This window comes from Nocardioides sp. NPDC004968 (assembly GCF_040608935.1).
GTDB lineage: Bacteria > Actinomycetota > Actinomycetes > Propionibacteriales > Nocardioidaceae > Nocardioides.
Genome location: NZ_JBEXJF010000022.1, coordinates 16,014 through 29,132 on the forward strand (window position 1 = coordinate 16,014; position 13,119 = coordinate 29,132).

The window sequence follows — 13,119 nt, forward strand, 5'->3', positions numbered from 1 at the left end:
TAACGTGAACCCGCGCGCCGTGAGGCTGTCCGGCGCTGCGTGAGCCGTCGGCTCGCCCCACCGAGCTCGAAAGTCTCACATGCGTCTTCTCTCCCCGGCGTACGTCGTCGGCGGTCTCCTCCTGTCCGGCGTGATGACCGTCGGGCTTGCCTCCGCTGGTGCGGCGGACACGGAGGCCATCGTCTGCAACGGCCTTCCGGTCACGATCGACCTCAACACCGCCGCGGGCGCCGCTGCCACCGAAGGGGCAGACGTCATCCTCGGTACGCCCGGCGACGACACGATCAACGGGCTCGGCGGGGACGACGCCATCTGCGGTGGCGAGGGTGACGACCGGCTGTTCGGCGAGGACGGCGACGACACGCTCGTCGGTGGTGCCGGGAACGACAGCATCGGCGACGGCGTGATCGAGACCTGTGAGGGTGGCGAGAACATCTATCTGGGCGGTGATGGTGACGACTCCCTCAACGTGAGCTGTGCGAGCCTGAACAACTACACACGAACCGTCCGACCCGGCGCCGGAAATGACGTCGTGACCTGGCCGTACGCCGGTCACGAGATCGGCTCTGACGACATTTATCTGTCGTACGCGGATGTCACCGGCCCGGTGGAGATCGACCTGAACCCGGTCGAGGTCGACGGCCGCATGGTCGTCAAGGTGACCGGCGGAGCCGGCACCGACATCATCCGGGCCGCCCGCGACGGCGCCGCGCCTCGCGTACGTTTCGTGATCGGCAGCCAGGGCGATGACACGATCACCGGGACCGACCTGACTGAAGCGCCCGGCTCGTGGAGCGCGGTCGAGGAGCTCAACGGCGGTCCTGGTGCGGACACCATCCACGGCGGGGCCGGCCGAGACCTTCTCAGCGGCGACGCCGGGGCCGATCGCCTCCACGGCGATGCCGGGGCTGACGTACTCAACGAGAACGGTCTGGATGACGGATACGCGTTCGACCGAGATGTGGCCGACGACCAGCTCTTCGGTGGAGCGGGCGACGACAAGGCCTACGTGGGCATCGGCGAGGACGTCATCGATCTCGGCGACGGCCAGGACGAGATCTCCTACGCGTTCTCGCCCGTGGCTGCGACGGTCTCGTTGGCGACCACCACCGCTCAGGACACCGGTTTGGGGCGCGACACGATCTCCGGCACGGAGACGGTGACCGGTTCCCGCTTCGTGGATACCCTCACTGCTGGAATCGGTGCGTCGACCCTCGTCGGAGGCGACGGGAAGGACGAGCTCGTCGGCGGACCTGGCGACGACATCTTCAAGGACGGCGATGCGTCGGTCTCGTACGCGGCCGCATCCGGGCCGATCACGATGACGCCCAGCTCCTACGCGAGGGACCAGGTGATTGTCGTCGGGCAAGGAACGGACACCTTCAAGATGTGGTCGACCTCCGATCGCGGGTGGAGTCTGATCGGGTCGGCGTACGACGATGTCATCGAGGCCGGCTTCTTCTGCGATGTGATCGGTGGAGCGGGCGGCGATCGTCTGGTGCCCGGGGCACGCAGCGCCACATGCGATGAGTACGCCATCACCGGAGGCGATGGAGACGACATCCTGGAGTTTCAGCGACTGGACTACAACCTGGACTTCTGGTCGCCCCGGTTCAACGGTGGTCCCGGCCTCGACATGGTGTCGTTCGCCCAGTGGCCGTCTGCGACCTACACCGTCCCGGCGGGAGCAGACGGCATCATCGGATCGGCCGGCCCGGACAGCCTCATTGGTGACGCGCGGGCGAATCGCATCGAAGGTGGCGCTGGGGACGACGAAGTCTTCGGAGGTTCCGGCAACGATGTGATCGACGGAGGCGCAGGTGACGACACCATCGACGGAGAAGCCGGAGATGACTCGATCGGCGGATCGGCCGGACTCGATGAGCTCGACGGAAGCGACGGCAACGACCGTGTCGACGGTGGCGCCGACGCGGACACCGTCCGCGGCGGCATCGGCGACAACACTCTGATCGGTGGGCTCGGCAACGACCTCCTGGACGGCAACGCGGCGAAGGACTCCATCTCCGGTGGCGACGGGAACGACACCGTGAGGTCCGGCGCCGGCAACGACGTTGTCGACCTTGGCGCGGGCAGCGACACCGTCTACGCGGGCGACGGGAACGACAACGTCACGGCCGGGACCGGGAACGACGTCATCCACGGTGAAGCCGGTGACGACCGCCTCGATGTCGGCGCGGGTGTCGACCAGGTGAGGGCCGGCGACGGCAACGACACGATCGTGGGCGCGCCGGTTGCCCGGGGAGAGCACGGCGACGATGTGTTCGGCGGTAGCGGCAAGGACACCGTCACCTACGCCACGGCGAATTCCGGCGCTCGGGCCTGGATGCCTGCTGACTACTACATCCAGACCGTCGACCACCTCACCGAGGTCGAGACGGTCACCGGAAGCCGGTACGCCGACGACATCCGCGGCGGCAATTCGGCGAACACGATCTCGGGTGGCGCAGGCAATGACCACCTCGAGGGGCTGGGCGGCACCGACGTACTGACGGGTGGTGACGGTAACGACACGATCGACCCCGGTGCCGGGAATGACACCGTCAGCGGGTCCGGTGGCACGGACACCGTGTCGTACGGCAGTGCGTCCCGGACGGGCGTCCGCGTCACGCTTGCCACGACTTCCTCACAGAACACCGGCGGATCCGGCTACGACCGGATCAGCACGATCGAGAACCTGACCGGGTCGTCGGTGAGGGATGTCCTCACCGGTTCGTCTGGCAGGAACGTCGTCAACGGGTCCTACGGCAACGACACGATCAGCGGTGGCGCAGGTGCCGACCGACTGATCGGTGGCTCGGGCATGGACACGGTGACGTACGCCTCCGCCGGTGGTCGAGTCACAGCGTCCCTCACACGTGCGAGCGGCGGTGCCGGAACCGACACCGCGAGTGGCTTCGAGAACCTGACGGGAAGTCGCTACGACGACAAGCTCGAGGGAAATGGTGCGAAGAACGTGCTCCAAGGCGGCGCTGGTCGCGATCTCCTCTATGGCTACGGTGCCGATGACCGTCTCTACGGCCGGAGCGGGCCGGACAGGCTCCACGGAGGGTCGGGCAGGGACTACGGCAACGGCGGCACGGGATCTGACACCGCGACATCGATCGAGGTCAAGGTCAGCGTCGGCTGAGGACCTGTTGACATCTGGTCCCCTACTGTCCATCGAGCCATACTGACGGTACGGTTCCGCGTATGACGACGATCACAGATCTCGAGGCAACGACCGCCATCAACGCGACCCCGGCTCAGGTGTGGGCCGCGATCACGGACCTGCCGCGGATGGCTTCGTGGAGCCCGCAGGTGGTGAAGACCGTGGTGTTCGGCCAGGTCAAGGAGGGCACCCGCTTCTTCAACATCAACCGCCAGGGGTGGAAGCACTGGCCGACCAACGCGAAGGTCGTACGCTTCACGCCCCACTCCGACTTCGCGTTCCGGGTTGCCGAGAACACGACGATCTGGTCCTTCCAGATCGAGGAGACGGCTGACGGGTCCCTGGTCACCCACCGCCGCGAGACCCCGGACGGCATCTCCGCACTCTCCCGCTCGCTGACGAATGCCGTGCTCGGCGGTCAGGAGAAGTTCACCGAGGAGCTGCGTACGGGCATGGCCACGACGCTCGCCAAGCTCAAGGCCGATCTCGAGGGCTGACCCGATCGGCAGCGGTCAGGTGCGGGCGTTGGTGGTCCACCGGTAGACGGTGCGCTGGCTGACGCCCAGCTTGGCGGCCACATCCGGAACCCGGGCGCCGGCGCGGACCAGGACCCTGGCGGCCTGAGACTTGTCGTCGGGGAGATTCGCGAACAGGTCGTCGATCTCGTCGGGGAACGTGTCGGGGTAGTCCATCGCAGGCTCGGGGTCGGGGATGTTCTCCGGGAACGGGATCCGATCCAAGAGGGTGCCGTCGGCCTCGGCAGGCTTGGTGGCGGTGCGGCCGTTGCTGAACTCCGGGGCCATCCCGGCGCCCGGGGCGACCTCGGCGGCGGTGCGGGCGGCCTCGGTCACCCGGCTCGAGACCCGGGGGCGCGTGTCCGTGGTGGCGAGGGCGGAGGCCATCTCACGGGTCCGGATCTCGCGCGGCGGCTGCACCTCACGGGGCATGTCGGCGAGATCGCTCGGCACCGGCTCGTCGTTCGGCGCGTCGTGCTGCTCGGGCGGCGCGGTGATCTGCTCGGCGGAGACCCGCTCCACCACCGGCACGCTGAGCGCCTCGTGAACGTCGGGCAGGGTGATCGGCAGCCGGTCGGCCTGGCGGGTGCCCTCGGCGACCGCGGCGAAGGCGTCGACCCACTGGGTGATCTGGTCGCGCATCGCGCCGGGCGCGACCGACCGCAGGGCCACGGCCTCGGCGCGCCAGTAGCGCTTCTGTGCGCGCTCCAGCTTGCGGCGGGAGGAGGCCGTACGCTTCCGCACCGCCGTGTCGCGAGCCCGGCGCCACTCGACGCGGGTGGCGAGGAGGGCGTGCATGCGGGATCCCATCCGCAGGTCGGACCAGGAGCGCTCCATGGCGAGGTGGCGGTCACCGACGAGCGCCAGGTGCCACATCAGGGCGGCCAGCAGCGGCACGATGAACCGGAACGCGGCGGCGGTGGCGGCGTGGCCGAGGTGGATCTCGTGCCAGCCTGCGAAGAACCCGGACGCGGCAGAGAGCAGCCAGGTCAGGGTCAGCAGCGTCTGAGCCGGTCGGTCCTGCTGGGCCGCCTCGCGGGCCATCAGAGCGACGGTGACCAGCGAGAGTTCGAAGACGCCGGCGAAGGCGTAGGCGTTGATCGCGCCCATGGCGAGCACGTCCCGCCCGAAGCCGACCATGGCGACGTACGCGGCAGCCGTCGAGATCAGCGCGACCGAGACCGCGCCGAAGAGGATGAGGCCGCGACCCCCTCCTGTCGAACTCCTGCCGGTCGGGGTCGTCCGTTCGCGGGTCGTGTCGTTGTCGGGACGCATCGTGGGGGTCTCCCGTGCCTGAGGCGATCGATCGTTCGGGTCCCGGAGTCTAGGGGATCAAACACGTGTTCGAGATGTACGTGGATGGAGTGTTGACAAACCCGGTGGAAATTGGGCCGCCGTGATCCGTAGGGCAGGGCTACAGTCCGCTCATGTCGAAGACGGCGGTGCGCCGCGTACTTTTCAAGTCGTTCTGGGCCGTGATCGGCCTGGTCATCGCGGTGAGCCTCTTCAAGCTGGCCTTCACCGGCTCGACGCAGGATGCCGACGGCGCGCCACTGACGCCGACCGGGAAGATCCCGCCGGAGGAGGTCGTCGCCGAGAAGGGCACCATCTCCAACTCGCTCACGGTCGACGGAACGATCGTGATCGACAAGCCGGTCTCCGTCACCAGTTCGGTCACCGGGGTGCTGGCGCACAGGTTCGCCGAGACGGGTGCCAAGGTGAAGAAGGGCGACAAGCTCTTCCAGGTGCGCACGGAGGAGGAGCCCGCCGAGGCCGAGCCCCTCGAAAATCCCGCCGAGGAGGGGCCCGGGAACGTCGACGACGCCACCGGCGACGGCGATCGCGACGACGCACCGGTCGAGCCGTCGCCGCCCAAGCCGGTCTACCACTGGTACACGGTCGTCGCGCCCGCCACCGGCATCGTCGGCAACTACGCCGCCGAGCTGATGGGCGAGGTGACCGAGGACGGGGTGGTCGTCTCGATCCGTCCCACGACCTTCCACGCGGTCGGGGCGATCTCGCCGCTGGACCGCTACCGGCTGGCCAGCAACCCGGACCAGGCCACGGTGACCATCGAGAGCGGCCCGAAGCCGTTCACCTGCAGCGATCTGAGGATCGGCGACGCGGCGACCGAGACGATCACCAGCGACGAGCCCGAGGGCGAGATGATGGAAGGTGAGCCGGGGGCTGAGGGCGACTCGGGGGCGGGCGCCCGGATCAGCTGTCTGGTGCCGGAGAAGGTCACGGTCTTCGACGGACTGACGATGACCATGGCCATCGACGCAGGCAAGAGCGATGGCGACGTCGTCACCATCCCCGTCACCGCGGTCACCGGACTGGTCGGCGACGGCACCGTCTGGGTCGTCGGTGAGGACGGAACCCCGGCCGAGCAGCCGGTCAAGCTCGGTGTCACCGACGGCAAGCTCGTCGAGGTCACCAGCGGGCTGAAGGCAGGCGACTCGGTCCTGCGGTACGTCCCGGGCTCGAAGGAGTCGGGGGGCGGGATGGACGGCGGGATGACCGAGGAGATGCCGGCGGGGGAGATGTGAGCGCGGAGGAGCTGCTGAGGCTCACCGGCGTGGCCCGCACGGTAGAGCTCCCCGACGGCGAGGACCTGCACATCCTGACCGGCGTCGACCTCGACGTGAGCCGCGGCGACCATGTCGGCATCGTCGGCCGCTCGGGCACCGGCAAGTCGACGCTGCTGAACCTGCTCGGTCTGCTGGACCGGCCCACCGGCGGCACCCTGGAATGGGCAGGTCGCAACGTCACCGACATCAGCAGCCGTCAGGCCGCCCGGATCCGCGGCCGCGATGTCGGGTTCGTCTTCCAGCAGTTCAACCTGCTGCCGGGGCGTACGGCGCTGGAGAACGTGATGGCTCCGCTCCTGTACGCCTCGGGCAAGGAGTTCTGGCAGCGGCGCCGGATCGCGGCGACGATGCTCGACAAGGTCGGTCTCGGCGACCGGCTCGACGCGATGCCGCAGTTCCTCTCCGGTGGCGAGCAGCAGCGCATCGCGATCGCCCGCGCCCTGGTCCGGACGCCGTCGGTGGTGCTGGCCGACGAGCCGACGGGGGCGCTCGACGTCGAGACCGGCGCGATGGTGATGAAGCTGCTCGACCAGGCGACGTACGACTCCGGCGCTGCGCTGATCACGATCACCCACGACCAGAACGTCGCCGCCCTGGCTCGGCGGCGGTTCCGGCTCGCCGAGGGCCGGCTCCACCCGCTGACCGAGGGGGCGGTGGCGTGAGGACCGCCCTGGCGCACATCGTCACCGGCCTGGCCGCCTCGACCGTCGAGGCGTGGCAGGAGCTGCGCATCCACCGGCTCCGGGTGCTGCTGTCGCTGGTCGGGGTGGCGGTGGCCGTCGCCTCGATCACCGCGACCGTCGCGGCCGGCCAGATCGCCAAGCAGATGTTCACCGAGTCCTACGAGGTCGACGGGCGACCGGCACACATCTCGGTCATGGCCTACGACCCCCAGAGCGGCATGCCGCTCTCCGTCGAGCGGGTCCGGCCCGCCTTCCAGACGGTCGCGGAGCGGTTCGACGTGAAGTACGCGTCGGCGAGGATCTCCGCCTACGACATCAAGGCGACCACCGCGGGCAGCAGCAAGCGGGTCGAGCTGATGGGGGTCGACCCTGCGTACGCTGCCATCCACCGCGTCGTGGTGCCGCAGGGCCGCTGGCTGCAGGCCTCGGACGAGGAGCGCCTCTCTCCGGCGCTGGTGGTCGACGAGACGTTCCTGAAGAAGCTCGGTCTGCGGGGCACGCAGCTGCCGACCTCCGTGGATCTGAAGGGCCAGGGGATGTCGGTGACCGCCACGATCGTCGGCGTCACGAGCCTGCGGGGCTACGGCACGCCGCGCGCGTTCATGCTGGCCGACTCGCTCGAGCACTGGCAGGCCGGAGCCCCCACGGACGCCAGCTACGAGATGTGGGTGCCGATCGACGGCGCCGACGAGCTCGCCAACGAGATCGGCATGGCGATGCGCGCCGAGCTCCCCGGGCTCCAGGTCGATGCCCAGCGCGACGACTACATGGCGTGGGGCGGTGAGGACCCGATCGGCCCGATCAAGTGGGTGATCATCGGGATCGCCGGGATCATCCTGCTGCTCGGCGCCCTGAGCCTGCTCAACATCGCCCTGGTCACCATCCAGCAGCGGATCCGGGAGATCGGGATCCGGCGCAGCTTCGGGGCGACCACGGGGCGGGTGTTCTTCTCGGTGCTGATGGAGAGCGTCGTGGCCACCGTCGTCGCGGGCGTGATCGGCGTACTTCTGGCCGTGGCCGCCGTCAAGAACCCGCTGGTGGAGAAGTACGTCCTCCAGGGCATCGACGACGTCCCGCCCTTCCCGCTCTCGGCGGCGTTCCTCGGCCTCGCCGTCGCCCTCGCGGTCGGCGCGATCGCGGGCATCCTCCCGGCGATGATCGCCGCGCGGGTCAAGATCATCGACGCGATCCGCTTCTGAAATGCGACTGCCCCGGGCGCCAGGCACCCGGGGCAGCTCAACAGCAGAGGATCACTCGCCGCGGATGAACGCCTCCAGCTGAACGCGACCCTCGGTGTCCTCGATCTGAACCGGCGGGCTCTTCATGAGGTAGGCCGAGGCCGGGATGATCGGGCCGCCGATGCCGCGGTCCTTGGCGATCTTCGCCGCACGGACGGCGTCGATGATGATGCCGGCGGAGTTGGGGGAGTCCCAGACCTCGAGCTTGTACTCAAGGTTCAGCGGGACATCACCGAACGCGCGGCCCTCGAGCCGGACGTACGCCCACTTGCGATCATCGAGCCACTGCACGTAGTCGGACGGGCCGATGTGCACGTTCCGGCTGTCGATCTTGTCGGCCAGCTCGCCGGTCAGGTTCGACGTCACGGCCTGGGTCTTGGAGACCTTCTTGGACTCCAGGCGCTCGCGCTCGAGCATGTTCTTGAAGTCCATGTTGCCGCCGACGTTGAGCTGGTACGTCCGGTCCAGCGCGACGCCGCGGTCCTCGAACAGCTTGGCCATGACGCGGTGGGTGATGGTGGCACCGACCTGCGACTTGATGTCGTCACCGACGATCGGGACGCCGGCGGCCTCGAACTTCGCGGCCCACTCGGGGTCGGAGGCGATGAAGACCGGCAGCGCGTTGACGAAGGCGACGCCCGCGTCGATCGCGCACTGCGCGTAGAACTTGTCCGCCTCCTCCGAGCCGACCGGAAGGTAGGAGACGAGGACGTCCACCTCCTTCTCGCGAAGGACCGAGACCACGTCCACGGGGTCGAGCCCCGACTCGGAGATGGTCTGCCGGTAGTACTTGCCCAGACCGTCGAGCGTGGGACCACGCTGGACCTCGACGCCCTTGAACGGGACATCGGCGATCTTGATGGTGTTGTTCTCGGAGGCGTCGATCGCCTCGGAGAGGTCCTTGCCTACCTTCTTGTCGTCGACGTCGAAGGCGGCGACGAACTCGACGTCAGAGACGTGGTAGTCGCCGAACTTGACGTGCATGAGGCCCGGGACGCTGGCCGCCGGGTCGGCGTCCCTGTAGTACTCCACACCCTGGACCAGGGAGCTGGCGCAGTTGCCGACTCCCGCGATTGCTACACGAACCGAACCCATTCGGGGCTCCTTCCAATACTCCAGGCCGACACCGGCCCGGAGGTCATCACTCGTTCTCTTGGCTGCTCTGCGCTGTGCGCGAGACGTCCGCTTCGTCGCGTACGCCGTCGTCATCCCCCAGATCCCCCCGACCCGCTGCCTGCTCGTCGTTCGCAGGCCTGGGGTTGCGTTCGGCGTCGATCAGCGAGGAGAGCCATCGGACCTCCCGCTCGACCGACTCGACGCCGTGACGCTGAAGCTCGCGGGCGTAGGAGTCGACTTCTTTCTGGGTCATGGCAAGTTCACGTTGCACCCGGTCGAGCCGCTCCTGGAGCCGGCTGCGACGTCCTTCGAGGACGCGAAGCCTGATCTCCATGTCGGTGCGACCGAAGAACGCGAACCTGATGTCGAAGTTGTCGTCCTCCCAAGCCATCGGACCGACCTCGGACATGAGCTGGGTGAACTCACGCTCTCCGGCAGGCGTCAGCTGGTAGACGATCCGCGGCCGCCGGGTCACCGGCGTGACGGACTGCGCCTCCTCTTCGATGAGGTGCTTGCGCAGCATCTTCTTCAGAGCCGGGTAGAGCGAGCCGTACGACAGCACTCGCCCCCAGCCCAGCATCAGGTTGAGCCGCTTGCGCAGCTCGTAGCCATGCATAGGCGACTCGTGCAGCAGCCCAAGGACTGCCAACTCGATCGTCTCTGCGCGACGTGCCATACGACCTATCGTACCGATATATCCGTGATGGCAAATAGAGACCAAAGTCTTGTCTGAATACGCCTGAAGAGACCACTTCGATGCAACCGTCACCGAACTGTTGACGTCGGGTGACTTGAGGCGCGCTGGGCGTGGATGCGGGAGCGCTAGCGTCGATTGCGTACGCTGATGGCTGCCGTTCGACTACCCGAGGAACCACCCGGGGAAGGTCAGGCAAGCGTCGCGCGTCAGGTTGATGGGATTCCCTCGGGGGGATCTAGCGACGTCGGGGGATTGTCAGTGTCAGCCCGTCCGGTCACGTGCCGGGCAGTCACAGGAGCAGTGCAACACCCGTGAGCGACCCATCCGGCGGCTTTTCTCAAAGGCCCAGCCCTCGTAGCGCCAGTCCCCGCAGGTCCAACCCCGGCGGGCAGCAAGGACGACCCCAGGGCGGACCGCGCCCTCCGCAGGGTGGTTCGGGCGGTCGTCCGCCGGCACCGCGCCGTCCCCAGGGCGGTCCGCAGGGTTCTCCGCAGGGTCAGCCGTCAGGCGGCCGTCCTCAGCCCCGTGGCGCCCAGCGCCCGATGCCTCCCGGTGGTCCCCGTCCCGGTCAGCGGCCGCCGTACCCGCCGGGACCCCGTCGTCCCGGCGAGCCGCCGGTCGACCGTCTCGGTCAGCGGCCCGCGCGTCCCGAACGCCGCGGTGGTGGCATCAGCGGTGGCTCCGGTGGTGGCATGGGGCGTGACCCCAAGTCCGCCTTCGGCGTGGGTGACCATGGCGACGGCGAGCTGGACAAGAAGGCGCTGGCGGTCCGGATCGGCAAGATCGCGGGCATCTGCGCCCTGGTCCTGGCGCTGATCGGCAGCGCCGCGGTGATCATCTCCTACAACATGATCTCGATCCCCAGCGCCAACGCGGCGTTCCAGGCCGAGTCGAGCTTCGTCTACTACGCCGGTGGCAAGAAGGAGGTCGGCCGCTTCCAGGCGGGCGACCAGAACCGTGACGCGCTGAGCGTGGACGAGATGCCGGCGCTCGTGAAGGACGCGGCCGTGGCAGCCGAGGACCGCAGCTTCTACGAGAACAACGGCATCGACCTCAAGGGCATCGCGCGCACGCTCTTCTCCAACGCCACCACCGGCAGCCAGGGCGGCGCCTCGACGATCACCCAGCAGTACGTGAAGAACCTCTACCTCAGCCAGGAGCGCACCTACTCCCGCAAGGTGAAGGAAGCGGTCATCTCGCTGAAGATCAGCCGGCAGAAGTCGAAGGACGAGATCCTCACCGGCTACCTCAACACGGTCTACTTCGGCCGCGGCGCCTACGGCGTCCAGGCCGCGGCGAAGACCTACTTCCGCAAGTCCGCCCAGGACCTCGACATCAAGGAGGCCGCGGCCCTCACCGCGATCCTCAACAACCCGAACGGGTTCGACCCCGAGAAGGCCGGCGCGGACGCCGGTGGCACCGAGCTGCTCGGCCGCTACCAGTACGTCCTCAAGGGCATGGGCGAGCTCAAGAGCCAGGGCAAGGCGCTCAGCGACTACGACGAGGCCACCCTCGAGAAGTCGAAGGCCGCGCTGCCCAAGTTCCCCAAGCCGAAGGCCGACAGCCGCCTGGGTGGCCAGAAGGGTCACGCGCTCACCCTGGTGAAGAACGAGCTGAAGTCCCTCAAGGACGACAACGGCAACCCCCTCTTCACCGAGGAGGAGATCGACAGCAAGGGGCTGAAGGTCACCACCACGCTCAGCGCGAAGGCGATGAAGACGGCGGAGCAGGCTGTCAACGACGTACGTCCGGAGGACAAGAAGGCGTACAACGAGAAGAACGAGAAGAACGCCCTTCACGTCGGGGCCGCAACGGTTGATGTGAAGACCGGAGCCTTGAAGGGCTTCTACGGTGGCCAGGACTACCTTCAGTCCCAGATCAACTGGGCGGCGAACGGTGGCATGGCGGGCTCGACGATGAAGCCGTTCACCATGGCGGCCGCGCTCGAGGCGGGCTACTCGTTGAAGGACACCTGGACCGGCGAGGGCGGTATGGAGATTCCCGGGACCGAGTTGGTCGTCCGAAACTCCGGTCAGTCCGACGCCGACCCGACCGGTCACTCATACGGTAAGCACGTGACCGGGATCAAGGCTATGGAGGAGTCGATCAACACCTCCTTCGTCGAGATGTCGCAGGCCCTGCCCAACAACCACCGCGACGTCTGGGAGCAGGCCGTGAAGGCGGGCATCCCGCCGATGGAGCAATCGGCGAAGGACGCACCTGCCGATTACCGCTCGATGCCGGCGTTCTCACCCGACATGGATCCGACCGACTACCTTGTCACGCTCGGTAAGGCGCAGGTCAGCCCGATCAACATGGCCAACTCCTTCGCGACCATCGCCAACGGAGGCGTGCGCAACACGGTGCACATCGTCTCGAAGGTCGTCGACGCGGAGGGCAACGTCAAATACGAGTGGAACCAGCGTGACGGCGAGGAGCGGGCGATGTCAGAGGATGCCGCCGACGACACGTCCTACGCTCTCCAGCAGGTGGTCAAGGACGGCACCGGCCAGTCGGCAGGCGTCATCACCCAGCCGGCTGCCGGTAAGACCGGCACTGCGACCATGGGTTCTGGCGACGAGTCGTACGTCTCCTCGGCATGGTTCGCCGGTTACACGCCGCAGCTCTCTACCGCTGTGATGTACGTCCGCGGCACCGGCAACGGCCGGTTGGACGGTTGGCTCGACTCCTACTATGGCGCCAGCTACCCGGCCGAGACTTGGGCAGCAATCATGGGCGAACTGACCGATGACATGGATCTCGAGGAGTTCCCCGAGCCCGCCTGGATGGACGGCGAGGCCCCGGAGGACGGTCACGACCCGTCGCTCATCGCCACCCCGAAGCCGACCCCGACACCGTCTGAGGACTGCTCTAAGAAGGACGAGCGCAAGGGTCTCTGCATCCCGATCGAAGAGCCGGAGGAGACCCAGAGTCCCACGGACGGCGCCACCGATGGCGAGCCGGGCGCGACAGCGACCCCGGATGAGCCCGAGGCGACCGACCCGACCGTCACCGAGACCGCCTGCGACTGGTTCGGCGACTGCGAGTCGTCCTCCCCACCGGCTGATGGCAATAATGGGGGCGGCAATGGCGGAACCACCACCGAATAG

The 13,119-nt window shown here is 67.9% G+C and carries 9 protein-coding genes; 6 read left to right on the forward strand and 3 right to left on the reverse strand.

The window, feature by feature from the left end; all coding sequences use genetic code 11:
- Positions 1-79 precede the first annotated feature (79 nt).
- Both ABZU72_RS19005 and ABZU72_RS19010 read left to right on the forward strand, forming a co-directional pair.
- Positions 80-3,148 (forward strand): calcium-binding protein, encoded by a 3,069-nt coding sequence (locus tag ABZU72_RS19005; RefSeq protein WP_355020392.1) that lies wholly within the window; start codon positions 80-82, stop codon positions 3,146-3,148.
- A gap of 62 nt (positions 3,149-3,210) precedes the next feature.
- On the forward strand, positions 3,211-3,666 hold the full coding sequence (locus tag ABZU72_RS19010; RefSeq protein WP_355020393.1) for an SRPBCC family protein: 456 nt from the start codon (positions 3,211-3,213) through the stop codon (positions 3,664-3,666).
- A 15-nt stretch (positions 3,667-3,681) separates the two neighbouring features.
- On the opposite strand, the gene ABZU72_RS19015 is transcribed toward ABZU72_RS19010, so the two are convergent.
- Positions 3,682-4,959: a helix-turn-helix domain-containing protein gene (locus tag ABZU72_RS19015; RefSeq protein ID WP_355020394.1), complete on the reverse strand. Its 1,278-nt coding sequence runs from the start codon at positions 4,957-4,959 to the stop codon at positions 3,682-3,684.
- A 152-nt stretch (positions 4,960-5,111) separates the two neighbouring features.
- Here ABZU72_RS19015 and ABZU72_RS19020 point away from each other — a divergent pair, with 152 nt between their 5' ends.
- The 3 genes from ABZU72_RS19020 to ABZU72_RS19030 are packed head-to-tail and all read left to right on the forward strand — an operon-like array spanning position 5,112 to position 8,157.
- The gene (locus ABZU72_RS19020; protein WP_355020395.1) at positions 5,112-6,233 is read left to right on the forward strand and encodes a hypothetical protein; all 1,122 of its coding nucleotides are present in this window, start codon (positions 5,112-5,114) and stop codon (positions 6,231-6,233) included.
- A gap of 29 nt (positions 6,234-6,262) precedes the next feature.
- Positions 6,263-6,937, forward strand: a complete 675-nt coding sequence (locus ABZU72_RS19025; protein WP_355020396.1) for an ABC transporter ATP-binding protein — start codon at positions 6,263-6,265, stop codon at positions 6,935-6,937.
- Positions 6,934-8,157: an ABC transporter permease gene (locus ABZU72_RS19030; RefSeq protein WP_355020397.1), complete on the forward strand. Its 1,224-nt coding sequence runs from the start codon at positions 6,934-6,936 to the stop codon at positions 8,155-8,157. Before ABZU72_RS19025 ends, ABZU72_RS19030 begins: the two co-directional genes overlap by 4 nt.
- A 51-nt stretch (positions 8,158-8,208) precedes the next feature.
- On the opposite strand, the gene ABZU72_RS19035 is transcribed toward ABZU72_RS19030, so the two are convergent.
- On the reverse strand, positions 8,209-9,291 hold the full coding sequence (locus ABZU72_RS19035) for an inositol-3-phosphate synthase (protein WP_355020398.1): 1,083 nt from the start codon (positions 9,289-9,291) through the stop codon (positions 8,209-8,211).
- Positions 9,292-9,337: 46 nt separating this feature from the next.
- Positions 9,338-9,988 carry a PadR family transcriptional regulator gene (locus ABZU72_RS19040; protein ID WP_350665392.1) on the reverse strand — a complete coding sequence of 217 codons (651 nt, stop codon included), beginning with the start codon at positions 9,986-9,988 and terminating at the stop codon, positions 9,338-9,340.
- A 713-nt stretch (positions 9,989-10,701) separates the two neighbouring features.
- Between ABZU72_RS19040 and ABZU72_RS19045 the strand changes: the two genes are divergently transcribed.
- Complete coding sequence (locus ABZU72_RS19045) at positions 10,702-13,119, forward strand: transglycosylase domain-containing protein (protein ID WP_355020399.1); 2,418 nt, start codon at positions 10,702-10,704, stop codon at positions 13,117-13,119.

Excerpts from the sequence above, each read along its gene's own strand:
- ABZU72_RS19035 (WP_355020398.1), bottom strand. The coding sequence starts at position 9,291 with ATGGGTTCGGTTCGTGTAGCAATCGCGGGAGTCGGCAACTGCGCCAGC.
- ABZU72_RS19010 (WP_355020393.1), top strand. The coding sequence starts at position 3,211 with ATGACGACGATCACAGATCTCGAGGCAACGACCGCCATCAACGCGACC.
- ABZU72_RS19040 (WP_350665392.1), bottom strand. The coding sequence starts at position 9,988 with ATGGCACGTCGCGCAGAGACGATCGAGTTGGCAGTCCTTGGGCTGCTG.
- ABZU72_RS19020 (WP_355020395.1), top strand. The coding sequence starts at position 5,112 with ATGTCGAAGACGGCGGTGCGCCGCGTACTTTTCAAGTCGTTCTGGGCC.
- ABZU72_RS19005 (WP_355020392.1), top strand. The coding sequence starts at position 80 with ATGCGTCTTCTCTCCCCGGCGTACGTCGTCGGCGGTCTCCTCCTGTCC.
- ABZU72_RS19045 (WP_355020399.1), top strand. The coding sequence starts at position 10,702 with ATGGGGCGTGACCCCAAGTCCGCCTTCGGCGTGGGTGACCATGGCGAC.
- ABZU72_RS19015 (WP_355020394.1), bottom strand. The coding sequence starts at position 4,959 with ATGCGTCCCGACAACGACACGACCCGCGAACGGACGACCCCGACCGGC.